This window comes from Sphaerimonospora sp. CA-214678 (assembly GCF_050942215.1).
In the GTDB taxonomy this organism is placed as follows: Bacteria; Actinomycetota; Actinomycetes; order Streptosporangiales; family Streptosporangiaceae; genus Sphaerimonospora.
Genome location: NZ_CP192056.1, coordinates 3,232,129 through 3,255,695, shown reverse-complemented (window position 1 = coordinate 3,255,695; position 23,567 = coordinate 3,232,129). Strand labels below are relative to the sequence as shown.

Genomic DNA, 23,567 nt, shown 5'->3' with positions numbered 1-23,567 from the left:
GTCGTCGAATCCGTCACCGGCCGGCCGCGGCGATCCTCTCGCACGAGGACACCATCGCCGCGGCCACGTCGTCGAGGGGTTCGCCCGCCCTCGTCGCCGTCGCCACGGCCGTCGCGGCCAACTGGACCGTCAACGCCCGGGCCGGCGCGTCGAGTTCCCGCCACGGATCGCCGGAGGACACGGCGGTGCCGCCCGCGGCGAGGTAGGCGGACAGGAGGCGCTCCCAGGTCTCCGGCTCCAGCAGCCCGGCGGCGAACCACGCCGCGGGGCGGGCCAGGTCCCACGCCGGGTCGCCCACGCCGAGGTCGTCGGGGTCGATGAGCAGCCAGCGGCCCCGATGCTCGACGAGCTGGCCGAGATGCCAGTCGCCGTGCGTCAGCCGCGGCGGCAGCCCCGGCCCCCGCGGCAGCGCGGCGTACGCCTCCCGGATCGGGGCGAGGACCCGGGCGGGGGCGCCCGTCTCGGCGAGCCCGGCGACGGCCCTGGCCACCCTGGCGGGCCCGCCCGCCGGAGGCAGCCCGGCCGGCGGGGGATGGGCGTGCAGCAGGGCGAGCAGCCGCCCGCCCTCCTCCCACGGCGATCCGCCGCCGTGGGACTCCGGGCCGCTCCCGTCCAGGTCGTCTGGGGTCAGAGGGACGCCCGCCGGCCAGATGGTGACGAGCCGGCCCCCGTACGGCGGCTCGCCGTCCAGCCGGTGCAGCGCGAGCGGGGTGAGCATGATCTCGGGCAGCCGCCGTACGGCCGCCAGTCTGGCGCGCAGTCCCGCCTCGTCGGTCTCCGGCGGGTGGGCCTTGACGACGACGTCGCCGACCCGGACCACCAGCACCCGGGTCTCCTTGAGCACGGTCACGGGACCGGCCGCCCGCGCGCCCGGCGGCGCGAGCCGTACGAGCTCGTCGAGCGGGGGCGGGGCGGAAGCGCGGGGGGCGTGCACAGATCGAACTCTAAGGTGATCCGGATCTACGGCATGCCGTACACCTTGGCGATCAGCTCGTAGTTGCGCAGGCGGGCCGCGCCGCCGTGCACCTGTGTGGTGATCATGAGTTCGTCCGCGCCGGTGCGGCCGCGCAGCTCGTCCAGCTCGGCCCGCACCCGCTCGGCGTCGCCGTGCACGACCGTGGACAGCCGCTCGCGGACGAACTCCAGCTCCAGCGGGCTGTAGGGGTAGGCCTCCGCCTCCTCGGGGGTGGGCATCCGGCCAGGGCGGCCCGAGCGCAGGTGCAGCCAGGACAGCGCGCCCGCCATGGCCTGCCGCAGCGCCTCCGCCTCGGTGTCGGCCGCGACGGCCGACACGCCGATCATCGCGTACGGCTCGGCGAGCACCTCCGAAGGCCGGAAACAGGAACGGTACAGCTCGAGCGCCGGCTCCGTGTTGGCCGCGCTGAAATGGTGGGCGAACGCGAACGGCAGCCCGAGCAGCCCGGCGAGGCGGGCGCTGAACCCGCTGGAGCCGAGCAGCCAGATCGGCGGCCGGTCGGCCCCGCGCGGCACGGCCTGGATCTTCGCGTACGGGTGACCCTGCGGGAAGGACCCGTCGAGGAAGCGGGTCAGCTCGTCGAGCTGCTGCGGGAAGTCGTCGGGGTTCACCTCGGCCGAGCGGCGCAGCGCGTTCGCCGTGGCCATGTCGGTGCCCGGGGCGCGGCCGAGGCCGAGGTCGATGCGGCCCGGATGCAGCGCGTGCAGGGTGCCGAACTGCTCGGCGATCACCAGCGGGGCGTGGTTGGGCAGCATCACCCCGCCCGAGCCGATCCGGATCGTGCGGGTCGCCGCTGCCAGGTGCGCGATGAGCACGGCGGGCGAGGAGCTCGCCACCCCCGGCATCCCATGGTGCTCGGCCACCCAGAGGCGGTGATAGCCCCACTCCTCGGCGCGCCGGGCCAGCTCGGTGGCGACGCCGAGCGCCTCGGCCGGCGAGCCTCCCTCGCCGACGGTCGCGAGTTCGAGGATCGACAGCGGCACCGTGGCCGTCCCGCGCGGCAGGCCGTGGATGTTGTCCATGCTCATGGTCGCGGCAACCCGGGGAGCGCGGTGAAAATTCCATCGGGTGTGTTCTGCCGGATTCGTCTGGTGCAGGCGGAAGCTGTCATTCTTGGACCCATGAGCGAGCGCAGGCCGATCGAGTCGTGGCTGTCCGACATGGACGGCGTCCTGGTCCATGAGGGACATCCGGTGCCGGGGGCGGACGAGTTCATCAAGCGGCTGCGCGAGTCGGGCAAACGGTTCCTTGTCCTGACGAATAACTCTATTTATACGCCCCGTGACCTGTCCGTACGGCTGCGCGCCGCCGGCCTGGAGGTGCCGCCGGAGGCGATCTGGACCTCCGCCCTGGCCACCGCCCAGTTCCTGGCCGATCAGCGCCCGGAGGGCTCGGCCTACGTGATCGGCGAGGCGGGGCTCACCACCGCGTTGCACGAATGCGGTTATGTCCTGACAGATCTAGATCCCGACTACGTCGTGCTCGGCGAGACCAGGACCTACAGCTTCACCTCGATAACCCGCGCGATCCGGCTGATCGAGAACGGCGCGCGGTTCATCGCGACCAATCCCGACCCGATCGGGCCGTCGCACGAGGGATCGCTGCCCGCGTGCGGCGCGGTCGCCGCGATGATCACGAAGGCGACCGGCGTGGAGCCGTACTTCGTGGGCAAGCCGAACCCGATGATGATGCGCAGCGCGCTCAACCGGATCGACGCGCACAGCGAGAGCACCGCGATGATCGGCGACCGGATGGACACCGACGTGGTCTGCGGGATCGAGGCGGGCCTGCACACGATCCTCGTGCTCACCGGGGTGACGCAGCAGGACCAGATAGACCGCTATCCGTTCCGGCCCTCCCAGGTCGTCGACTCCGTCGCCGACCTCATCGACCTCGTCCACCCCACCCCGTGATCTTGCACTTGCTCGCAGGCCTGCCCCCTGACCTGCGCGAACCAACTCCGTGATCTTGCACTTTCTCGCAGGTGGGCCGTCTGGCCTGCGCCCATGCGTCAGCTGATCTTGCACTTGGCGGAGTAGTGCAAGATCACGGATCGGGTTTTCCCTGGTCAGCGGATGTCTCTGCGAGGAACTGCAAGATCACGAACGTGAAATACCTGCGTACGGTGCCTGCGTGCGAGTATTCGCAAGATCACGGCCTGGGGGTGCGGCGGAGGCGTTTGAGGTCGGAACGCTGTTTCTTGGCGGTGAGGCGCCGCTCGATCGAGCCCTTGGACGGCCTGGTCTCGCGCCGCTTCTTCGGCGGCGGTGCGATCGCCTCACGCAGCAGACGGGCCAGCCGCGCCCGGGCGGCCTCACGGTTGCGCAGCTGCGAGCGGTGCTCGGAGGCCGTCACGGTGATCACACCGTTGACGAGGCGGGGCGCGAGCCGGTCGAGGGCGCGTGCCTTGAGCGCGGGTCCGAGCGCGGTCGTGGCCGCCACGTCGAAGCAGAGCTCGACCCGGCTGTCCGTGGTGTTGACGCCCTGGCCGCCGGGACCGGACGATCGCGAAAAACGCCAGGCGAGCTCGGCCTCCGCGATGACGACCGAGCCGCGGACGTACAACGGATCTGGCATGATCCCCCCTCTCCACCAGGACATCGGGCCGGCTTGTTCGCGGCTCAATAAACTTATCCCCGTAAAGCCGCTCGCGCTCGTTATTTATTGCCGCAAATCGGACTTGAGCTTGTCCCGGCCCACCCCCTGGTGCAGAGTGACGCGGGATTCGGCGCGAGGAGAGGCGGCGGCTTGAGCGAGATCGTCGGAGTCCACGGCATCGGGAAGTACCGCTACTACGAGGACGCCGGCGGCTCGCCGGGCGGCGCGGCCGAGGCCATGCGGGTCAAGTGGGACCGCTATCTGGGCAGGGGGCTCGGCCGGGAGAACGGCGAGTACTTCTCCGAGATCGCCTACTACGCCCATCACCTGCGCCCCGCCGACCGGAACCGGCCGGTCCGGCGCACCCCGGTGGGCCAGATGGAGGCTCCGGCCGGGCTCGTGCTCGCCGACTGGGCGGCTCAGCTGGACGGGCGGCTGCGTGGCCTGGCCGGGGAGACGCTGACCGGTCTCGCGCACCGGCTGGCCGGGTGGCTGCTGGACTCCCTCGGCCCTCACGCGGTGCGTTTCGCCGAGGACTTCTGCCCAGAGGTCGCCGCCTATCTCGGGGGCGGCGCCCCGCGTAGCCGTGCCCGCGACGCGGTGGCCGACACGATCCGGCGGCGCGAGCCCCGGGTGGTGATCGCCCATTCGCTCGGCAGCGTGGTGACGTACGAGGCGCTGTGGGCGCAGCCGGAGCTGTCGGTCGAGCTGCTGATCACACTGGGCAGCCCGCTCGGCATGCGAGACGTCGTCTTCGAGCGGTTGCTGCCCGCCCCCGTCAGCGGCCGGGGCACCCGGCCGCCCGGCGTCGGCCGCTGGATCAACGTCGCGGACAAGGACGACATCGCGGCCATCCCGCCGGATCTGCGTGGCTGCTTCGAAGGTGTGGAACGCGACGTGACCTGCAACATCGATCCGCTCGACTTCCACACCGTGCGCAACTACCTCGGCTGTGGCGCGATCAACGATTTTCTCAAACCATATATGTCCGGAAATCAACACGGGCTATGATCGTACGATCATGAGAACTGTTCTTTTCGACTACGGCAATGTCATCTCGCTGCCCCAGGCCGAGGTGGACGTCGCCCGGCTCGCCGACCCGCCGGACGGCCCGCCCGCCGGCGGCCGGGCCGGGTTCGAGCAGCGCTACTGGGCGGCCCGCCTCGACTTCGACCGCGCCGACCTCGACCCCGGGGCGTACTGGTCGTTCGTGTACGGCAGGCCGGTGGCCGGCGCCGGACTCGACCGGGCCGTCACGCTGGACGTGGCGAGCTGGTCGCGTCCCAACGAGGACACCGCGGCGCTGATCGAAGAGCTGGCCGGCCGGGCGGTGCCGATGGCGCTGCTGTCCAACGTCCCGGTCTGCGTCGCCGACGGGATCGACCCGCTGCCGTTCATGGCCCCGATCGGCCCGCGCTTCTACAGCGGCCGCATGGGCATGGTGAAGCCCGAGGCGGAGATCTTTCTCACGGTGATCGAGAAGCTGGGGGTGCCCGCCGCGGACGTGGTCTTCGTCGACGACCGCGCAGAGAACATCGCCGCCGCCAGGTCCGTGGGCATCCACGGCCTGCTCTTCCGCGGCGTGCCGACGCTCCGCGAGGAGCTGAAGCCGCTCCTCGCATAGCCGCCGGCGTCGTCTCCGAGCCGCTGGCCGACTGTTCACCGGCGGTTTCCCGGCGGGCGACCGGGGAACGGCCGGAAGTTCGACCGGGCAGGTTGCACTGTTCTCATGGAGAAAGCCCGACGTTCACCGAGAAGGGCGGACGCCTATGGAGAAGGCCGGACGCGCACGGAGAAGACCGGACACGCACGGAGGAGACCGGACGGCTGATGGAGAAGTCCGGGCTCATGCGGACACGACCGGGCCCGTGAAGCCCCCCGCGCCCGGACGGGCGGTGCGGAACACGTCACGGCGGGCATTCCTGACGGCGCTCGCGGCGGGGGCCGGAAGCCTGGTTCCCGGCTCCGCGCCGGCCAGCGCCTCCACCCCGCCCCGCGTCTCCGGCTCCTTGCCCGCGTCCTCGCGTACGGCCCGCCGGAGGCTGCCCGGGGATCCGTTCCAGCTCGGCATCGCCTCGGGCGATCCCACCTCGGACGGCATCGTGCTCTGGACGCGGCTCGCCCTCGATCCCGTCGCTCCCGACGGCCTCGGCGGGATGCCCTCGCGTCCCGTGGCGGTCGAGTGGCAGCTCGCGGCCGACGAGCGGTTCGCCGCCGTCCTCGCCTCCGGTACGGCGGTCGCCCGCCCCGCCGCGGCGCACAGCGTCCACGTCGAGGTGGACGGTCTCGCGCCGGGACGGGAGTACTTCTACCGGTTCCGGGCGGAGGGGCACGTCTCACCGGCGGGCCGTACCCGCACGGTGCCCGCCGGGACGACCACGCCCCTGACGTTCGCGGTCGCGGCGTGCGCGCACTGGGAGCACGGCCACTTCACCGCCTACCGCCGGATGACGGAACAGGAGCCCGACCTCGTCGTACACCTGGGCGACTACATGTACGAGTACCCGCCGGACGGCTACCCGGCGGTGAGCGGCTCCGTACGGTCCTTCGCCGGGAGCACCTGCCGGACGCTGGCGGACTACCGGCTGCGGCACGCGCAGTACAAGACCGATCCCGACCTGGGGGCGGCCCATCGCGCGGCGCCCTGGCTGGTCGCTTTCGACGACCACGAGATCGAGAACAACTGGGCGGCCTCGGCGTCGAGCACCGGCGCCTCCGGGTTCCGCGAGCGGCGGGCCCACGCGTTGCTGGCGTACTACGAGAACATGCCGCTGCGCCGGGCGAGCATGCCGGCGGGTGCCCGTATCCGCGTCAATCGCCGCCTCGCGTGGGGCGGTCTGGCCTCCTTCCATCTGCTCGACACCCGGCAGTTCCGGGACGACCAGGCGTGCCGGGACGGCGCCCGCGCGGGATGCGACGAACGGCTCGACGGCCGGCGCACGATGCTGGGCGACGAGCAGCGCCGGTGGCTCCTGGACGGCCTCGCACGCTCCCGGGCGCGGTGGAACCTGATCGGCCAGCAGGTGCTGATGGCACAGCGGGACCTCAGACAGGGGCCGGGCAGGCAGCTGAACATGGACGGCTGGGATGGTTATCCGGCCGACCGGGCGAGGCTGCTGCGGGGCATCAGGTCCGGTGGCGCGGCGAACCCGGTGGTGCTCACCGGCGACGCGCACATGCATCACGCGGCCGTGCTGCGCGAAGACTTCGACGACATGGACGCGCCGGCAGCGGCGGTCGAGCTCGTCGCCTCGTCGGTCTCCAGCGACGGGGACGGCTACCGAGACGAGGGCCGGATCGCCGGGATGCTGCGCGAGAACCCGCACATCTCCTACATCGACCAGCGGCGCGGCTACATCCTGTGCCGGCTCGCGCCGGAGGAACTGCGGGCCGAGTTCCGCACCCTGGAGTACGTGTCCCGGCGCGGCGCTCCGGCGAGGACGTCGGCGCGGTTCACCGTTCCCGACGGGCACAGCGTGCTGGCATAGACGCCTCGCCCTGCGGCGGCCCCCGGCCCCCTGGCCCCCCAGCCCCCCAGCCCCCCGGCCGCCGGGCGGGCGCCTTCCTCAGCCGAGTGCGTAACCGAAGAGGGCGTCGCCCTGGGAGTCGCCCCGGGCGGCGTCGTGGAGCGTGTCCCGGACGTGGGGCCGGACACCCGTGTACGGCCCCTTCCTCGCCTCCGTGCCGACCCGGGTGACGGTGCCGGCCGCGGGGGCGGACACGAACAGGCGGCCGCGGCGCACGAGTACGGCCATGCCGAAGTCGCCGCCGTGCCCGCCGGCGGCCTTGCCCGCGTGCACCAGCAGGCTGTGCCGCCGGGTCAGGCCACCCGACCGGGTGCCCGCGATCACCTGGACCGCGCCCGCGCCCGGGACGCCGACCACCAGCTCGTCGTCGCCGTCCCCGTTGAGGTCGCCGGCCGCCAGCGCGGCGCCGAACCTGTCGGAGTAGCGCGGCCTCCCGGCGAGGACCCGCCGCGACCAGGGCTCGCCGCGCAGGCCGGTCAGGCCGCGGCCGGAGCCGTACAGCACGTTGACGGCGCCGTCGCCGTAGTCCATGCCGCGCACGAACGGGGTCAGGTCCTCGCCCGGCACGCCGATGGCCAGGTCGTCGCGCCCGTCCGCGTCGAAGTCACCGGAGGCGAGGGCGGCGCCGAATGCGTCCCACTCCTCCACGCCGCCCTGCACACCCGGGCTCTCCTGGGTGAAGACCCCGGCATGCCGTCGCCGCGGGTCGAGTACGGTCACCACCCCCGACCCCGGGCGCGGCCCGCCGTCGCCGGGCGCGCCGACGGCGATCTCCGCCCGGCCGTCCCCGTCGAAGTCGCCGGTCGCCAGCGCCGCGCCGAACTGGTCGGTCTCGCCGGAGTCCTGGCCGACCCACCGGGTCAGCTGCGTGATCAGCACGCCCTCCCCGTCGGGGCGGCGGCCGTCCATGCCGAAGACCCCGGCCCCGCCCCCGCCGCCGAGTCCCGGCGCCCCGGCGACCAGCTCGTCGTCGCCGTCCCCGTCGAGGTCGCCGGCGGCCAGCGCCGCACCCAGCCGGTCGGTTCCGTACGACCTGCCGAGGCGGGTGACGTCCACCGTGCCCGCCGCCCGCAGCCCACGCGGTGTGCCGTACAGCAGGTGGACGACGCCGGCGCCGTCCGCGCCGGGCACGGGGCCGGGCGGGCCGTGGACCTCCTCGGACGCGCCGATCGCCAGATCGTCGCAGCCGTCGCCGTCGAAGTCCCCCCGGGCGAGCGCCGACCCGAAGGCGTCGCCGTGCTCGGGCGCGTCCCCGAGCCCGTACGCGCCCTGGCGCAGCACCTGGACCGGTGCCATCCGCCCGGACCGCTCCTGGAACAGGGTGACGCTTCCCGCGCGCGCGTGCCCGTCCACGGTCGCGTACGGCGCGGCCACGGCGAGGAACGCGGGGCAGGACCGGACGCCGGCGGCGGGAGGGACGACCACGAGCGGGGAGACGGCCATGACGGCCAGGACGGTCAGGACGGCCGCGACCGGCAGGGAGCGGGATCGGCGGCGGACGCGGAAGACGGAGAGGACGGAGAGGACGGCCGGACGCGGGACGCTCATGGCCGGATCGTCCCCGCAGGCCGGGACCGCAGTCTCACCGGCGCGTGAACATCCCGGATCGACCGGCTGAACTCGGGACGGGATCGGCGCCCCGGCCCCGATGCCGGCCGCTGATTACACGATTACGATCGCTCGCAGCGAACACGCGCAGAAGAGGGAACACGATACGACTCCTGTTAGTTGAGCCGACATAACTCAACCTATGGGAGTGCTCATGACCCAGATCCTTCCTGTCCTCCCCCTGGACGACGCGGTCGTCCTGCCCGGCATGGTGGTTCCGCTCGACCTGTCGGCCGCGGAGGTCCGTGCGGCCGTCGACGCGGCACGGGCCGGTGGCGAGAGCATGGTCCTCCTGGTGCCCCGCCTGGACGGCCGGTACGGCGCGGTCGGGGCGTCGGCGGTGATCGAGCAGGTCGGACGGCTGCCGGGCGGCGAGCCCGCCGCCGTGGTCCGCGCGGTGGACCGGATGCGCGTCGGCACCGGCACCACCGGGCCGGGCGCCGCGCTCTGGGTGGAGGCAGCGGTGCTGCAGGGGGTGGCCCCCGGACCGAAGACGGAGGAGCTCGCCAAGGAGTACAAGGCGCTGACCACGACGATCCTGCAGAAGCGGGACGCCTGGCAGGTCGTCGACGCGGTGAACCAGATCGACGATCCGGCCGTGCTGTCCGACAGTGCGGGCTACGCGCCCTGGCTGTCCCTGCCGCAGAAGCAGCTCCTGCTGGAGAAGGCCGACCCCACCGAGCGGCTGGACCTGCTCGTCGGCTGGGCCCGCGACCATCTGGCCGAGCTGGACGTCGCCGAGACCATTCGCAAGGACGTCCAGGAGGGCATGGAGAAGCAGCAGCGGGAGTTCCTGCTGCGCCAGCAGCTCGCAGCGGTGCGCAAGGAGCTGGCCGAGCTGAACGGCGACCCCTCCGACGAGGAGGAGGACTACCGGTCGCGCATCGAGGCGGCGAACCTGCCGGAGCAGGTCAGAGAGGCCGCGCTCAAGGAGGTCGGCAGGCTGGAGCGGATGTCCGACCAGTCTCCGGAGACCGGCTGGATCCGCACCTGGCTCGACACGGTCCTCGACATCCCCTGGGACACCAGGACCGATGACGAGTACGACATCGCCGGCGCCCGCGCGGTGCTCGACGCCGATCACACCGGCCTCGACGACGTGAAGGACCGCATCGTGGAGTACCTCGCGGTGCGCAAGCGCCGCGCCGACCGGGGTCTCGGCGTGGTCGGCGGACGGCGCAGCGGAGCCGTGCTCGCGCTGGCCGGCCCGCCGGGGGTCGGCAAGACCTCGCTCGGCGAGTCGATCGCCCGGGCGATGGGCCGCCGGTTCGTCCGGATCGCGCTCGGCGGCATCCGCGACGAGGCGGAGATCCGCGGTCACCGGCGCACCTACGTCGGCGCGCTGCCCGGACGCGTCGTGCGCGCGATCCGCGAGGCGGGCTCGATGAACCCGGTGGTGCTGCTCGACGAGATCGACAAGGTCGGCGCCGACTACCGGGGCGACCCGACGGCGGCGCTGCTGGAGGTGCTCGACCCCGCGCAGAACCACACCTTCCGCGACCACTACCTGGAGGTCGAGCTCGACCTCAGCGACGTGCTCTTCCTCGCCACGGCCAACGTGCTGGAGCAGATCCCCGGGCCGCTGCTGGACCGCATGGAGATCGTCACGCTCGACGGCTATACCGAGGACGAGAAGGTCGCCATCGCCCGCGACCACCTGCTCCCGCGCCAGCTGGAGAAGGCCGGCCTCACCGCCGGTGACGTGTCGGTCGAGGACGCCGCGCTGCGGCGCCTGGCCGGGGAGTACACCCGGGAGGCGGGCGTCCGGTCGCTGGAGCGGTCGATCGCCCGGGTGCTCCGCAAGATCACGGCGAGGATCGCGCTCGGCGAGGCCGGGCTGCCGGTCACGGTCGGGGCCGGCGATCTGGTCTCCTATCTGGGCCGGCCGCGGCATGTGCCCGAGTCGTCCCTGCCGGAGGCACGGCAGCGTACGGCGGTGCCCGGCGTGGCGACCGGGCTCGCGGTGACCGGCGCCGGCGGTGACGTCCTGTACGTGGAGGCGTCCCTGGCCGACCCGGAGACCGGGGGGACCGGCGTGACGCTCACCGGCCAGCTCGGCGACGTGATGAAGGAGTCGGCGCGGATCGCGCTGTCCTACCTCAGGTCGCGCGGAGCCGAGCTGGAGCTGCCGGTCGGCTCGCTGCGGGAAAGGTCCATCCACGTCCACGTCCCGGCGGGCGCCGTGCCGAAGGACGGGCCGTCGGCCGGCGTCACGATGACCACCGCGCTCGCCTCGCTGCTGTCGGGCCGCCCGGTCCGCGGCGACGTGGCGATGACCGGCGAGATCTCGCTCACCGGCCGGGTCCTGCCGATCGGCGGGGTCAAGCAGAAGCTGCTGGCCGCGCACCGGGCCGGGATCACAACCGTGCTCATCCCGGCGCGCAACGAGCCCGATCTGGACGACGTGCCCGCCGAGGTGCTGGCCGATCTCACCGTCCACGCGGTCGGGGACGTCAGGGAGGTCCTCGAGATCGCGCTGACTCCGGCGTCGGCCGTCCAACCGGCGGCCGCATGATCCACGGCGGCTCGTCCGGTCGCATCGTAGATCGCTTAACGTGGCCTTATCGCCGGTTTGCGATGCTGGAACGCGTACCGGCGGAGAGCCGGGATGTAACCGGCGGATCCATCGAGGGGGATTGACGATGAGCGAACCCAACGACGTTCCCAATGAGAACACCCAGGAGCTTCCGGGGCACGGCTGGAGTCAGTTCGGCAGCACTCCGCCGCGGCGCGGGCAGTACGGCGGGGCGTTCGGGGGCGGCGGCCAGGGCTATGCCTCGTTCGACCCCGTGGGGCTCCCCGGCCCGCCGCCGCGCCCCAGGGGCGGCCTGACCGGCAGGCAGAAGGTGGGCGCCGGCCTGGCCCTGGTGGCCGTGGCACTGGGTGGTGGAGCCGCGGGGGCCTTGATCACCAATGTCGCGAACGGCGATCGGACCGTCGTGTCCAGCCCCCTGGTGAACCCCGTGTCGACCTCGTCGGGGAACACCATCGCCGAGGTGGCCAAGAACATCATGCCGTCGGTCGTGTCGATCCAGGTGAGAACCCAGATGGGCGGCGGCGAGGGCTCCGGGGTGATCCTGTCGGCCGACGGCCTCGTCCTGACCAACAACCACGTGGTGGCACAGGCGGACCAGTCCGCCAGGATCACGGTGAAGTTCAGCGACGGCAGGACGGGCACGGCCGTCGTGAAGGGCACCGACCCCACCACCGACATCGCGGTCATCCAGGTGCAGGACGTCACGGACCTGGTCCCGGCCTCGCTCGGCGACAGCGACAAGCTCCAGGTCGGCGACCCGGTGCTGGCGATCGGCAGCCCGCTCGGCCTGGAGGGCTCGGTGACCTCCGGCATCGTCAGCGCGCTCGACCGCACGCTGACCGAGAGCGGCGACGACCGGCAGCAGCCCTTCCCCTGGGGGCAGCAGCGGCAGAGCCGCGGCACGACGATCGGCGGCATGATCCAGACCGACGCGGCGATCAACCCCGGCAACTCGGGCGGCGCCCTGGTCAACGGATCGGGCGAGGTCGTCGGCATCAACACGGCCATCGCGACCTCCGGCTCCAGCAGCGGCAACATCGGCGTCGGCTTCGCCATCCCGATCAACATGGCCAAGCAGGTCTCCGACCAGCTGATCAGGACCGGCCGGGCCAGCCACGCGTTTCTCGGCGTGAGCGTCGCCGACGCGGTCGGGGGCACCCCCGGCGCCGTGGTCGCCTCGATCACGGTCGGCAGCCCCGCGGAGAAGGCCGGCCTCAAGGAGGGCGACCTGATCACCAAGATCAACGACAAGCGGGTGGACAGCGCGGAGGCGCTGGTCGGCACGATCCGCAGCTCCAGGCCGGGCGACAAGGTGACCATCGAGTACACGCGCAACGACAAGACGGCCACGGCCTCCATCACCCTGGCCGAGCAGGCCGCGGGCTGACGCGGCCCCGCGGCACGGGAAACGACACGACCGCATCGCCGGTGGACCTCAGAGGGGGAGGCCCGCCGGCGATCGTCGTCAGCGGCGGGTCAACGCCTCGGACTCCCACAGGTCCCGGTAGTACCCGGGCACGGCGGCCAGCTCGGCGTGCGGCCCCCGCTGGATCACCCGCCCGTCCTCGATGACGACGATCTCGTCCACCTGCTCCAGCCCGCGCAGCCGATGCGTGACCAGCAGGGTGGTGCGGCCCCGGGTGGCGTCGAGCAGGTCGGCCATGAGCAGGTCGGCCGTCTCCTCGTCCAGCGCCTCGGCCGGTTCGTCGAGCAGCAGCACCGGCGGGTCGAACAGCAGTGCCCGGGCGAGCGCGAGCCGCTGGAGCTGACCGCCGGAAACGGTGCGCCCGTCCTCGCCGAGCACGGTGTCCCAGCCGGTGCGCTCCGCCCACTCCTCCAGCCGGGCCCGTCGTACGGCCCGGGCGATCTCGGCGTCCGAGGCCTCCGGCCCGGCGAGCCGCATGTTGTCGCGCAGGCTGGCCTGGAAGACGTAGGGGTCCTGGGTGAGCCCGGTCATCCGGGCGCGTACGTCGTCCGGCGCGAAGGCGCGGATGTCGGCACCGTTGACGCGGATCTCGCCCGACTCGATGTCGACCGTCCGCATCAGCGCCGCCAGCAGCGTGCTCTTCCCCGCGCCGCTCGGCCCGATCACCGCGACGCGCCTGCCCGGCGTCAGCGTGAGGTCCACCCCCTTCAGGGCGGGTTCGCGATCGCCGTGCCTGACGACCAGGTTCTCGATCTCCACGGTCAGCGGCGGCTCGGGTGGCGGAGCGGGCGCCGCCGGCTCCGCCACGGCCGGGGGCGTCGCCGCGATCTCCCGTAGCCTGCGCAGCGCCGCCAGCACCCCGGCGAACCGCTCACCGGCCGCCGCCAGCGGCAGCACCGGCTCGAACGCGACCAGCGAGGTGAGGGCGAGCACGGCGGTCGCCACCCGGTCAGCGGCCGCCGCCTGGGCGGTCAGCACCACGGCGACCACGGTGAGTCCCTGCGCGAGCATGCCGGCGGCGAGGGCGACCGCGTTGATACGCGCGCGCCCGCGTTCCAGCCGGGCCAGCCGCGTGTCCGAGGCCATGGCCGCGTCGATGGCCTGGTCGCGGGCGCCGCAGGCGGCCAGGTCGGCCGCACCGTGCACCAGGTCCGCCACCCGGCCGGCCAGCTCGGCCCGGGCCGGCGCGAGCCGGGCCGACCACCGCCGGGCGGCGGCGGCCGTGCCGGCGGGCAGGACGAGCCCGGCGGCGAGCAGCCCGGCGCAGAGCGCGAGCGCGGCGGCGGGCAGCAGGAAGGCGGAGACGGCCACCGCTGCGACCCCGGTGATCAGGGCGGCGACGGCCGGGAGCAGGCAGCGGACGAGCAGGTCCTGGACGGCCTCGGTGTCGTCGACCATCCGGCTGAGCAGGTCGGCCCCTCGCCGCCGCGGCGGCCCGGCGGGGATCAGCGCCCGATAGAGCCGCTCGCGTGTGCCCGCCTGCGCGCGCAGCGCGACGTCGTGCCCGGACAGGCGCTCGCCGTACCGGAAGATGCCCTTCGTCGTGGCGAACGCGCGTACGGCGACGATGGCGACCGACAGCGCCGCCAGCGGCGGCTGTTCGGCGGCGCGGGTGATCAGCCAGGCGGCCGCCGCGATCAACGCGACGCCGGCGAGGTCGGCCGCCGCACCGGCCAGCGCGGCGAGGACGAGCCGGCGGGAGAGCCCGTGGATCATGAGCGATTCACCCCCCGACCAGGGAGCCGGAGCCGATGCGGACGACCCGGTCGGCCAGATCGATCATGGCCGGGCGATGGGCCACGATGATGGCCGTACGGCCCTCGCACAGCCTGCGGGTGGCCTCGATCACCGCGGCCTCGCTGCGGCCGTCCAGCCGGGCCGTCGGCTCGTCGAGCAGCACCACCTGCGCAGAAGGCCGGCAGAACGCCCTGGCCAGCGCCACCCGCTGCCGCTGCCCGGCCGACAGGTTCGCCCCGCGTTCGCCGAGCACGGTGTCGTAGCCGTCCGGCAGCGCGGTCACGAACTCGTCCGCCTGGGCGGCGGCGGCCGCCGCCCTGATCTGCCCGGGAGTGGCGGTCGTGCCGAGCGCGATGTTGTCGGCCACCGAGGCCGCGAACAGGTGCGGCCGCTGCGGGACGAACGCCAGGCGCCGCCGCCACATGTCGAGATCGAGATCGGCGAGGTCGGCGCCGTCGATCAGCACCCGGCCCTCCGCGGGCGAGACGAACCCGAGCAGCAGGTGCAGCAGCGTGCTCTTGCCCGCGCCGCTCCGGCCCACGACCGCGACCCGTTCCCCCGGTGAGACGGTGAGCCGTACGCGGTCGAGCGCGGGGACGTCGCGTCCCGGATAGCGGACCGTGACGTCCTCCAGCCGGATCTCGGGCGGATCGGCGGCCGGCGCACAGGCCCTGCCCGGGACCGGAGGAACCCGGGGGGCGAAGCGGCCGCATGCCGCGGCACGCGCCGCCGCCTCCGTCCCGGCCGTCTCCCGGGGCTCCCGGCCGTCGATCACGGCGAAGGCCTCGTCGGCCGCTGCCACCCCCTCCATCGAGGCGTGGAACCGCGTGCCCATCGCGCGCAGCGGGACGTACGCCTCCGGGGCCAGCAGCAGGACGAGCAGGGCGGTGGGCAGATCGAGCGAGCCCGACAGCAGCCGCAGTCCGACGGGCACCGCGACGAGGGCCAGGGAGAGCGAGGCCACGAGCTCCAGCACCAGCGACGACAGGAACGCCACGCGCAGCGTCCGCATGGTGGCCGCCCGGTGGTCGTCGGCGACCCGGCGGATCACCGAGGCCTGGTAGCGTGCCCGCCCGAAGGCGCGCAGCGTCGGCAGGCCGCGCACGACGTCGAGGAAGTGGCCGCCCAGCCGGGACAGCGCCCGCCACTGCCGCTCGGTCACGGTCTTGGTGGTCCACCCGACGAGGGCGCCGAAGACCGGGATGAGCGGCAGCGTGAGCATGACGATCACGGCCGTCGTGAGATCGGCCACCAGCAGCCGTACGGCCACCGCGAGCGGCACCACCCCGGCCACCGCGACGGCGGGAAGATATCCGGTGAGATACGGGTCGAGCGCGTCGAGCCCCCGGCCGGTGAGCGTGACCAGTTCCCCGGACCGGATCCCGGAACCGGCCGTGGAAACGCCCCCGGACGTACCGCTGCCGGCCCTGCCGGTCGCCGCGCCGCCCGCCTCGCCGAGCCGGGGTAGCAGCCGGCGGCGCAGCGCGGACTTCAGCGTGGTCGCCGCGCGCCCCGCGAAGATCCCCTGCGCCCAGCCGAGCAGTCCGCGCGCCGCGACCACGAGCGCCAGCAGGAACAGGGCCGGGGCGACTCCGCCCGGCGGCACCGCACCCGACAACACACGCGCGAGGATTTCGGCCTGTGCGAGCACGAGCAGCCCGGCCGCCACGGCCGCGGCCAGGCAGCCGGCCAGATGGACGCAGACGGCCCGCTCGGCGCGCGCCAGCCGCAGAAGATCCCTGTGCACACTGCCCCCATCGGAGGCCGCGCGACGATGCCCCGGAACCGCGCGGCCGCCACCCAATCAGAAGAACGTCGGCACGGCGCCCCTCGCGAAGGTGCGCCATATCCATAGTTGCGCGCCCACCATGATGGGAACGCACGGCAACACCATGACACTGAGCACAGTCAGTGTCGCGCTCGGGGCGGCGTGATCGAGGATCGGGGAGGCCAGGGCCGCCACGACCACGGCGGCCGGCGCGGCGGCCACACAGGCGGAGCCCAGCAGGGCCCGGCTCGACCGACGCCGCCCGCCGACGACGGGTTCGCCGGGGAGCCGCCAGGCGGCGAAGGTCCAGCCGTGGAAGGCGAAGACCGCGGCGACGACGATGCCGCCCGCGATGCCCAGCGGGTCGAACAGTGCGTCCTGCGGCAGCCCGCGCACGACGGCGGTCAGGACCATCCCCCAGGTGAGCGCCAGCCCGGCGGAGCCGAGGCACAGCGCCGCGTCCCACCAGGACCGCCAGGCGGCCCCGCCCACGCGGCGGCGGAACCACAGTCCGGCGTCGCGCAGGATCCATGACAGCAGCAGCACCACCACCAGCGGGTACAGCCCGCCGATCACCCTGCCCTCGAGGATCGGGAACGCGCCGAGCAGCGTGCCCACCAGGGCCACCAGCCACACCTCGTTGGCGAGCACGAACGGGCCCATCGCCCCGACGAGCCGGTCGCGGCCGGCCGGTGTGCGGCCCAGCACCGGCAGCAGCATGCCGAGCCCGATGTCGAAGCCCTCCAGCGCGAAGTAACCGATCAGCAGGACGGCGAGCGTCCCGAACCACAAGATCTCCATTGGCCTGGTTCCTCTACAGCGAGCGGGCGGGGGCGGGGGCGGGTTCCGCCGGGAGGTCCGGAGCGCCGAGGGCGACCAGCCCGGGGCCGCGCCGTACGGCACGGGCGATCAGGGCGTAGTCGACCACGGCGAGCAGCCCGAGCAGACCGGCGAAGGCGGCCAGCGAGGCGGTGAGCCCGCCGGTGGTCATGCCCGGGGTCAGCGCGTCGGCCACGCGGAGCCTGCCGTACACGAGCCAGGGCTGACGGCCGACCTCGCGGGCGATCCAGCCGGCGATCGCCGCCACGAACGGCAGCGGGACCATGAGCATGAGAACCGGGTGGAGCCAGCGCCAGCGGGCCAGCAGGTCGCGGAAGAGCAGCGGCAGCAGCGCGAAGAGCACGATGAACTGCCCGAGCTGGCCGATCATGATCATCACGCCGAGCGCGGTGCCCTCAACGGCTCCGTCGAACTTGTCCGGCTGGACGCTGCCGATCGGGCCGAACTGGGCGAACCCGGATCCGACGGTGAACGTCGAGCCGACGGACGCCGCCACGACCCCGATGCGCAGCGATCGGACGAAGAACTCGCGCTCCGCGGTCCGTCTGAACAGGTGGTAGGCGCTGGCGCCGAACATCACGAAGCCGCCGGTCATCAGGCCGGCGCCGATCACATGGGGGAGCGCGAAGACGAGGGTCGGGTTGGCGAGCAGCGCGCCGAAGTCGCGCAGCACCAGCCGGCCGCCCTCCTCCACCGCGCCCGCCGGGTGCTGCAAGAACGAGTTGGCCACCATGACGAAGAACGCGGAGGCGTAGGCGGTCAGCGTCACCAGCCAGATGCAGGCCAGATGCGCCTTCTTCGGCAATCGGTGCCAGCCGAAGATCCACAAACCGAGGAACGTGGACTCCAGGAAGAAGGCCAGCAGCGTCTCCATGGCCAGCGGCGCCCCGAAGACGTCACCGGCGTAGTGCGAAAGACCACTCCAGTTCAGCCCGAACTGAAACTCCATCACGAGGCCGGTGAAGATGCCGAGCGCGTAGTTGATCACATATATCTGCCCCCAGAAGCGGGTCATCCGCTCGTGCAGGGGGTTCCCGCTCAGCACGTGGCGCGTGTTCATGATCGCGACGAGCGGGGCCAGTCCCAGCGTGAGCACGACGAACAGGAAGTGGAGGCTTCCCGTCACGGCGAACTGCCACCGGGCCAGATCGACGACGTCCATGCGACTCCCTTATAAGTAGCCAACCTACGTGTAGGGAGCCTACATATAGAATGGTCGCATGGAGGACCGGGATAGGCTTCGGAAGTGAACGCCGACGAGCTCCGCGGACACATGGACGCCCTGCTGCTCTCCGTGCTGGAGAGGGAGCGGCTGCACGGCTATGCGATCATCGAGGCGCTGCGCGAGCGCAGCGGTGGCGAGCTGAACGCTCCGACCGGCACGGTCTATCCGGCGTTGCGGCGGCTGGAGAGCGCGGGGCTGCTGACCGGCGAGTGGTCGACAGCGGGGGGCCGCAGGCGCCGGACCTACCGGCTCACCGACGCGGGCCGCCGGGCACTGGCCGGGGAGCGCTCGGCGTGGCGATCGTTCACGCGTACGATCGGGAATGTGCTGGATCCGCCCGGGTGACCGCCCCGGCGAATCGCAGGCAGCGCGTGGCGCTGTAGAGCTGCCACAGCCACAGGGCGAGGCTGCCGGCGCCCAGGGCGGTGCCCGGCCAGTCGGCGAAGATGTCCGACATCCCCCTGGTCAGGCCCAGGGCCATGCACATCGCGACGGTCATCGGCATTCCCAGGCATACGAACAGGCCCAGCGACCGGGTGACCAGCGCGGGGCGGCGTAGCCGCCGCAGTCCCCGGCCGAGCGCCAGCAGCACGACGGCGCCGGTCAGCCCGGTGAGGAGCTGGCTGTAGTCGACGACCCTGGCCAGCAGGCCGAACCAGGCCGGCTTGGGGGTCGTTAGGGACGACGGCTCGGGGGAGATCATCCACATGAGGTTCCACAGGAACGCCGTCGGCGGCACGCTGAGGAACAGCAGCAGGGCGGTCCTGCGGCCCTGACCGACCGCGAGCTCCCGCTGGAATCCCGGCGCGATGTCCGCCACCGGGCCGAAATCCTCGACCGCACGCCGCTCGGCCTCCGCTCGCGGCAGGCCGTCGCACTCGTAGGCCTCGGCGGCGTCCAGCAGACCGTCGCGGGCCTCGGCGAGCAGGTCACGCTTCAGCCGCCCGGGACCGCGCAGGGCGGAGCGCAGCGCGGTCACATGGACGTCGATCGGACCCCCGCCCGTCATGGAACCTCCCTCGCCCCGGCTGCCCGTAAGCGTAGTCGCGGGACGAGGGAGGCGGCGGATCGCGGCCGTGCCGGACGGGGGTGGATCGGCCACGTGGTCCCGCACCGGCCGAACGGCGTCCTCGTGCGCGAGCCGGCCGGGCCCAAGGTCCCATCACTCTCGTGACCATGGGACTCCCGCCGATGGCCGTACGGCGGGCGACGGGTGGTGACCGCCGATGGCAGTGTGGGAGCCGTGGGGGACAACCCACGAAAATTGGGAGATGGTGGGGCAGAAGAGGACCGTTGCCCGGATACCCTGTCTTCAGAGGAATCCCGGCTTCCCGGACCGTCGCCTGTCCCCCCGGGGCGAGGTGACGGGCAGCCGTCGTACCTGGCGGAAGTGGAGAGCGAGGCGGGACGTGGACCAGCCGAAAATCGTCGTGGGCATCAACGGGTCGATGGCATCGCAGGCCGCTCTGCGGTGGGCCGCCGCCGAGGGGCTGCTACGCGGTGCGCGGGTCGAGGCCGTGTACACCTGGGAGTGGTCGGGCGGATTGCACGCCCCCTATGCCCCGCTGTCGAGCCGGACCTCCCGTGAGGACGAGCGCGCGGCGGCCGTCGGCGTCGCCGAGCACGCCGTCAGGGAGCTGGGGGAGAGCCACGTCGCGCCCGTCGTCGTCGAGGGTCCGTCGGCCCAGGTCCTGCTGCGTGCGACCGCGGACGCCGACCTGCTCGTCCTCGGCGCGCACGAGGCCGAGAGCGAGCCGTACCCCGTGATCAACCCGGTGGTCACCGCCTGCCTGCTCAGGGCGCGCTGCCCGGTCGTCGTGGTGCTGCCCGGCGGCGAGCGGGAGCGCCGCGCCGAGGCCGTGCTCGCCGGCGCCCGTTCCTGAACCGGTCCGCTTGCCCGGCCGGCCGCCGGACGGCGGACGTCACGGGTCGGGGGCGTCATAGGCGTCACGGGTCCACGGCGTCATAGGTCCACCACGTCGCGTCTGGTCTCGGGAGGTTGGCCGGGCTCGCCGCCGAGGCGCGGATAGTGGAGATCGAAGGCGGGCCGCTCCGACCGGATCGGCGGGATCGAGACGAAGTTGTGGCGCGGGGGCGGGCACGAGGTCGCCCATTCCAGCGAGTTGCCGTACCCCCAGGGGTCGTCGGCGGTGACCCGCGCGCCGCGCCGAGCGGTGAGCCAGATGTTGAGCAGGAACGGCAGGTTCGACAGGCCGAGCAGGAACGCGCCCGCGCTGGAGATCTGGTTGAGCAGGGTGAAGCCGTCGACCGGAGAGTAGTCGCCGTACCGCCGCGGCATGCCGATCACGCCCAGCCAGTGCTGCACGAGGAACGTCGCCTGGAAACCGACGAAGACCATCCAGAAGTGCACCTGCCCGAGCCGGTCGTCCAGCATCCTGCCGGTCAGCTTCGGCCACCAGAAGTAGAAGCCGGAGAACATCGCGAACACGACCGTGCCGAAGACCACGTAGTGGAAGTGGGCCACGACGAAGTAGGTGTCGGTGATGTGGAAGTCGAGCGGCGGCGACGCCAGGATCACCCCGGTGAGCCCGCCGAACAGGAACGTGACCAGGAACCCCACGGCGAACAGCATCGGCGGCTCGAACGTCAGGTGCCCGCGCCACATCGTGCCGACCCAGTTGAAGAACTTCACCCCGGTCGGCACCGCGATCAGGAACGTCATGAACGAGAAGAACGGCAGCAGCACCCGGCCGGTGGCGAACATGTGATGCGCCCACACCGTCGCGGACAGCACGGTGATGGCCATCGTCGCGCCCACCAGGCCGATGTAGCCGAACAGCGGTTTGCGGCTGAAGACCGGGATCACCTCGGTGACGATCCCGAAGAACGGCAGCGCGATGATGTAGACCTCGGGGTGGCCGAAGAACCAGAACAGGTGCTGCCAGAGGACCGGGCCGCCCGTCTGCGGATCGTAGATGTGCGTGCCGAGCTTGCGGTCGGCCTCCAGGGCGAGCAGCGCGGCGGCCAGCACCGGGAAAGCCAGCAGCACGAGGACCCCGGTGAACAGCACGTTCCACGTGAACAGCGGCATACGGAACATGGTCATGCCGGGGGCGCGCATCATGATGATCGTGGTGATGAAGTTGACCGTGCCGAGGATCGTGCCGACGCCGGCCAGGGCGAGCCCCATGATCCACAGATCCCCCCCGATCTGCGGACTGTACGCGGAGGTGGCCAGCGGCGTGTAGGCCGTCCAGCCGAAGGCCGGGGCGCCGCCCATCGCGAAACCGCCCAGGCTCATCAGCCCGCCGAACAGGAACAGCCAGAAGCTCACCATGTTCAGCCGGGGGAACGCCACGTCGGGGGCGCCGATCTGCAGCGGCATGATCGCGTTGGCGAACCCGGCGAACAGCGGCGTCGCGAACAGCAGCAGCATGATCGTGCCGTGCATGGTGAACATCTCGTTGTACCGGGTCAGGTCGACGTACTGCATGCCCGGCTGGAGCAACTCGGCCCGGATCACCATGGCCATGGCGCCGCCGAGCAGGAAGAAGCCGAACGAGGCGATCAGATACATGTTCCCGATCACCTTGTGATCCGTGCTGGACAGCCAGGAGGCGGCGGCCGAGCCGATCGGGCGTCGCCGTCCCGGCGTCGTACCGGGCCGAGTGGCCTGCGCGGTCATGCGGCGGCTCCTTTCGAAGGCGAAGGAGGTCCCCCTGCCCCGGTTGCCCTGCCCCGTCACGCGCCGGTCACACGATCACCGCACGAAGAGGAATGCCCGAATGTCGCGGCTGGTTATGCCCGCTGAGGACTGGATGAAAGGAGTCGCCCATGGCGACCATCGAGGTGACCGAGAAGAACTTCAACGACATCACCGAAGAGGGCATCGTGCTGCTCGACTTCTGGGCGTCCTGGTGCGGGCCCTGCCGGTCGTTCGCGCCCGTGTACGAGAAAGCCTCCGAGCGGCATGCCGACATCAAGTTCGGCAAGATCGACACAGAGGCGCAGCCCGCGCTGTCCCAGGCGTTCAACATCCAGGCCATTCCCACGATCATGGCGATCCGGGACGGCATCCAGGTCTTCGCCCAGGCGGGCGCGCTGCCTGCGACGGCACTCGAGGATCTGATCAGGCAGCTTCGCGCCCTCGACATGGACGCGGTACGCGCCGAGGTGGCGGCCCAGACCGGCGGCAAGACCACGCAGTGATCGCGCCGTCGCCGCGGAACGCGCCCCGGTCCGCGGCGATCACTGCGTGATCTCTCAGCGGACCGGGCACGGCGTACGGAGACACCGGCGATCGTTCGCGGGCGGTGTCTCCCCCGCTACATCCGCGGCCGGGGCGTCAGCCCGGCGGCCCGGTAGCAGTCGTCGACCAGCCGCATCGTGACCACCGCGTCGTCGGCGTCGGTGGGCACCGGCGTGCCCGTCCGGACCGCCGCGGTGAACGCCTCGAGCTGGTAGGCGAAGGACGGCCGCCTGCCGAGGTGCTCGACCCGGCGGCCCGCCCCGGTCTCGATCACGATGCGGTCGTCCATGTGCGGCAGGACGAAGTTCATTGCGGTGGCCTCGCCCCGGCTGCCGATGATCCGGCAGCTCATCTCCAAACCGTCGGCGGCCATGTGGCAGCGCGCCAGACCGGTCGCGCCGGAGGGGAAGACCAGGTCGGCGTCGAGCCACTCGTCCACGCCCGGCGCGCCGGCGCGCTCACCCGCCCTGGCCGACGTCACGGCGGGCTCGCCGCCGCCCCAGGGGGCGAGGACGCGCTGCGCGTGCAGGCTGTAGCAGCCGACGTCCATGAGCGCGCCGCCGGCGAGCGCCAGGGACCACCGGGGGTCGTCCTCGGCGGGAGCCTCGATCGCCGTCATCGTCTCGACGCGGACCAGTTCGCCCAGTTCTCCCGAGGCCAGCAGTTCGTGGAGCCGCAGCGTGACCGGGTGGTAGCGGTAGTGGAAGCCCTCCATCACCGTCACCCCCGCGCGCCGCGCCGCGTCGCGCACCTCGGCCGCCTCCTCGGCGTTCGAGGCGAACGGCTTCTCCGACAGCACGTGCTTGCCGGCCTCGGCCGCGGCGAGATTCCACGGGCCGTGCAGAGCGTTGACCAGCGGGTTGTACACCGCCTCGACCTCGGGGTCGGCCAGCAGATCGGCGTAGGCGGCGACGACCCGCTCCACGCCGTGCTCCGCGGCGAAGGCCTCGGCCCGTCGCCGGTCACGCGCCGCCACCGCGACCAGGCGGGTGCCGGTCAGCTGCGCCGGCGCGACGATGGCGAGCGCGGAGATCCTGGCCGCGCCGAGGACGCCGAGCCGCAACGGTTCCATCTGTGCATTCCCCTTCCCCTGCTTACCAGCAGAAGGGATCGTAT

Annotated in this window: 20 protein-coding genes; 9 read left to right on the top strand and 11 right to left on the bottom strand. The window is 72.5% G+C overall.

The genetic code is table 11. The features are described 5' to 3' along the window. Positions 1-13: 13 nt before the first annotated feature. Together ACQP1K_RS14735 and ACQP1K_RS14730 are read right to left on the bottom strand one after the other, a co-directional pair. Positions 14-934 carry a phosphotransferase family protein gene (locus ACQP1K_RS14735; RefSeq protein WP_433496252.1) on the bottom strand — a complete coding sequence of 307 codons (921 nt, stop codon included), beginning with the start codon at positions 932-934 and terminating at the stop codon, positions 14-16. A gap of 26 nt (positions 935-960) precedes the next feature. After that, on the bottom strand, positions 961-2,004 hold the full coding sequence (locus ACQP1K_RS14730; RefSeq protein WP_433496251.1) for an LLM class flavin-dependent oxidoreductase: 1,044 nt from the start codon (positions 2,002-2,004) through the stop codon (positions 961-963). A gap of 93 nt (positions 2,005-2,097) precedes the next feature. On the opposite strand from ACQP1K_RS14730, the gene ACQP1K_RS14725 reads away from it, so the two are divergent. Then, positions 2,098-2,889, top strand: a complete 792-nt coding sequence (locus ACQP1K_RS14725; RefSeq protein ID WP_433496250.1) for an HAD-IIA family hydrolase — start codon at positions 2,098-2,100, stop codon at positions 2,887-2,889. Positions 2,890-3,127: 238 nt separating this feature from the next. Here ACQP1K_RS14725 and arfB read toward each other — a convergent pair whose 3' ends face one another. Then, positions 3,128-3,553 carry an alternative ribosome rescue aminoacyl-tRNA hydrolase ArfB gene (arfB, locus tag ACQP1K_RS14720; RefSeq protein ID WP_433496249.1) on the bottom strand — a complete coding sequence of 142 codons (426 nt, stop codon included), beginning with the start codon at positions 3,551-3,553 and terminating at the stop codon, positions 3,128-3,130. Positions 3,554-3,724: 171 nt separating this feature from the next. Between arfB and ACQP1K_RS14715 the strand changes: the two genes are divergently transcribed. The 3 genes from ACQP1K_RS14715 to ACQP1K_RS14705 all read left to right on the top strand — a co-directional run bounded on the left by ACQP1K_RS14715 (position 3,725) and on the right by ACQP1K_RS14705 (position 7,062). Beyond that, positions 3,725-4,585 (top strand): hypothetical protein, encoded by an 861-nt coding sequence (locus ACQP1K_RS14715; protein ID WP_433496248.1) that lies wholly within the window; start codon positions 3,725-3,727, stop codon positions 4,583-4,585. A gap of 10 nt (positions 4,586-4,595) precedes the next feature. Beyond that, positions 4,596-5,198, top strand: a complete 603-nt coding sequence (locus ACQP1K_RS14710) for an HAD family hydrolase (RefSeq protein WP_433496247.1) — start codon at positions 4,596-4,598, stop codon at positions 5,196-5,198. A 271-nt stretch (positions 5,199-5,469) separates the two neighbouring features. Continuing rightward, complete coding sequence (locus tag ACQP1K_RS14705) at positions 5,470-7,062, top strand: alkaline phosphatase D family protein (protein ID WP_433496246.1); 1,593 nt, start codon at positions 5,470-5,472, stop codon at positions 7,060-7,062. Between the two features lie 78 nt (positions 7,063-7,140). Here ACQP1K_RS14705 and ACQP1K_RS14700 read toward each other — a convergent pair whose 3' ends face one another. Beyond that, a complete protein-coding gene (locus ACQP1K_RS14700; protein WP_433496245.1) occupies positions 7,141-8,649 on the bottom strand; it encodes an FG-GAP repeat protein in 1,509 nt (502 codons plus the stop codon). Between the two features lie 214 nt (positions 8,650-8,863). Between ACQP1K_RS14700 and lon the strand changes: the two genes are divergently transcribed. Both lon and ACQP1K_RS14690 read left to right on the top strand, forming a co-directional pair. Beyond that, a complete protein-coding gene (gene lon, locus ACQP1K_RS14695) occupies positions 8,864-11,224 on the top strand; it encodes an endopeptidase La (protein ID WP_433496244.1) in 2,361 nt (786 codons plus the stop codon). A gap of 127 nt (positions 11,225-11,351) precedes the next feature. After that, positions 11,352-12,632, top strand: a complete 1,281-nt coding sequence (locus tag ACQP1K_RS14690; protein ID WP_433496243.1) for a S1C family serine protease — start codon at positions 11,352-11,354, stop codon at positions 12,630-12,632. A gap of 78 nt (positions 12,633-12,710) precedes the next feature. Here ACQP1K_RS14690 and cydC read toward each other — a convergent pair whose 3' ends face one another. Genes cydC through ACQP1K_RS14670 form a run of 4 tightly spaced genes read right to left on the bottom strand, consistent with a single transcriptional unit; the run spans position 12,711 to position 18,178 of the window. Further along, positions 12,711-14,387, bottom strand: a complete 1,677-nt coding sequence (cydC, locus tag ACQP1K_RS14685; protein WP_433496242.1) for a thiol reductant ABC exporter subunit CydC — start codon at positions 14,385-14,387, stop codon at positions 12,711-12,713. Positions 14,388-14,394: 7 nt separating this feature from the next. Further along, positions 14,395-16,155 carry a thiol reductant ABC exporter subunit CydD gene (gene cydD, locus ACQP1K_RS14680; RefSeq protein WP_433496241.1) on the bottom strand — a complete coding sequence of 587 codons (1,761 nt, stop codon included), beginning with the start codon at positions 16,153-16,155 and terminating at the stop codon, positions 14,395-14,397. Between the two features lie 57 nt (positions 16,156-16,212). Further along, on the bottom strand, positions 16,213-16,977 hold the full coding sequence (locus ACQP1K_RS14675) for a cytochrome d ubiquinol oxidase subunit II (RefSeq protein ID WP_433496240.1): 765 nt from the start codon (positions 16,975-16,977) through the stop codon (positions 16,213-16,215). A gap of 13 nt (positions 16,978-16,990) precedes the next feature. After that, on the bottom strand, positions 16,991-18,178 hold the full coding sequence (locus ACQP1K_RS14670) for a cytochrome ubiquinol oxidase subunit I (RefSeq protein WP_433501456.1): 1,188 nt from the start codon (positions 18,176-18,178) through the stop codon (positions 16,991-16,993). An 84-nt stretch (positions 18,179-18,262) separates the two neighbouring features. Here ACQP1K_RS14670 and ACQP1K_RS14665 point away from each other — a divergent pair, with 84 nt between their 5' ends. Beyond that, complete coding sequence (locus ACQP1K_RS14665; RefSeq protein ID WP_433501455.1) at positions 18,263-18,586, top strand: PadR family transcriptional regulator; 324 nt, start codon at positions 18,263-18,265, stop codon at positions 18,584-18,586. On the opposite strand, the gene ACQP1K_RS14660 is transcribed toward ACQP1K_RS14665, so the two are convergent. Then, positions 18,546-19,250, bottom strand: a complete 705-nt coding sequence (locus ACQP1K_RS14660; protein WP_433501454.1) for a permease prefix domain 1-containing protein — start codon at positions 19,248-19,250, stop codon at positions 18,546-18,548. The genes ACQP1K_RS14665 and ACQP1K_RS14660 overlap by 41 nt on opposite strands. Positions 19,251-19,650: 400 nt before the next feature. Here ACQP1K_RS14660 and ACQP1K_RS14655 point away from each other — a divergent pair, with 400 nt between their 5' ends. Beyond that, positions 19,651-20,124 carry a universal stress protein gene (locus ACQP1K_RS14655; protein ID WP_433501453.1) on the top strand — a complete coding sequence of 158 codons (474 nt, stop codon included), beginning with the start codon at positions 19,651-19,653 and terminating at the stop codon, positions 20,122-20,124. A gap of 80 nt (positions 20,125-20,204) precedes the next feature. Here the strand turns inward: ACQP1K_RS14655 and ctaD are convergent, their stop codons facing one another. Then, on the bottom strand, positions 20,205-21,887 hold the full coding sequence (ctaD, locus tag ACQP1K_RS14650; protein ID WP_433501452.1) for an aa3-type cytochrome oxidase subunit I: 1,683 nt from the start codon (positions 21,885-21,887) through the stop codon (positions 20,205-20,207). A 149-nt stretch (positions 21,888-22,036) separates the two neighbouring features. Here ctaD and trxA point away from each other — a divergent pair, with 149 nt between their 5' ends. Then, on the top strand, positions 22,037-22,411 hold the full coding sequence (gene trxA, locus ACQP1K_RS14645; protein ID WP_433501451.1) for a thioredoxin: 375 nt from the start codon (positions 22,037-22,039) through the stop codon (positions 22,409-22,411). 116 nt (positions 22,412-22,527) lie between these two features. On the opposite strand, the gene ACQP1K_RS14640 is transcribed toward trxA, so the two are convergent. Further along, positions 22,528-23,523, bottom strand: a complete 996-nt coding sequence (locus ACQP1K_RS14640; protein ID WP_433501450.1) for a Gfo/Idh/MocA family protein — start codon at positions 23,521-23,523, stop codon at positions 22,528-22,530. Positions 23,524-23,567: the final 44 nt, after the last annotated feature.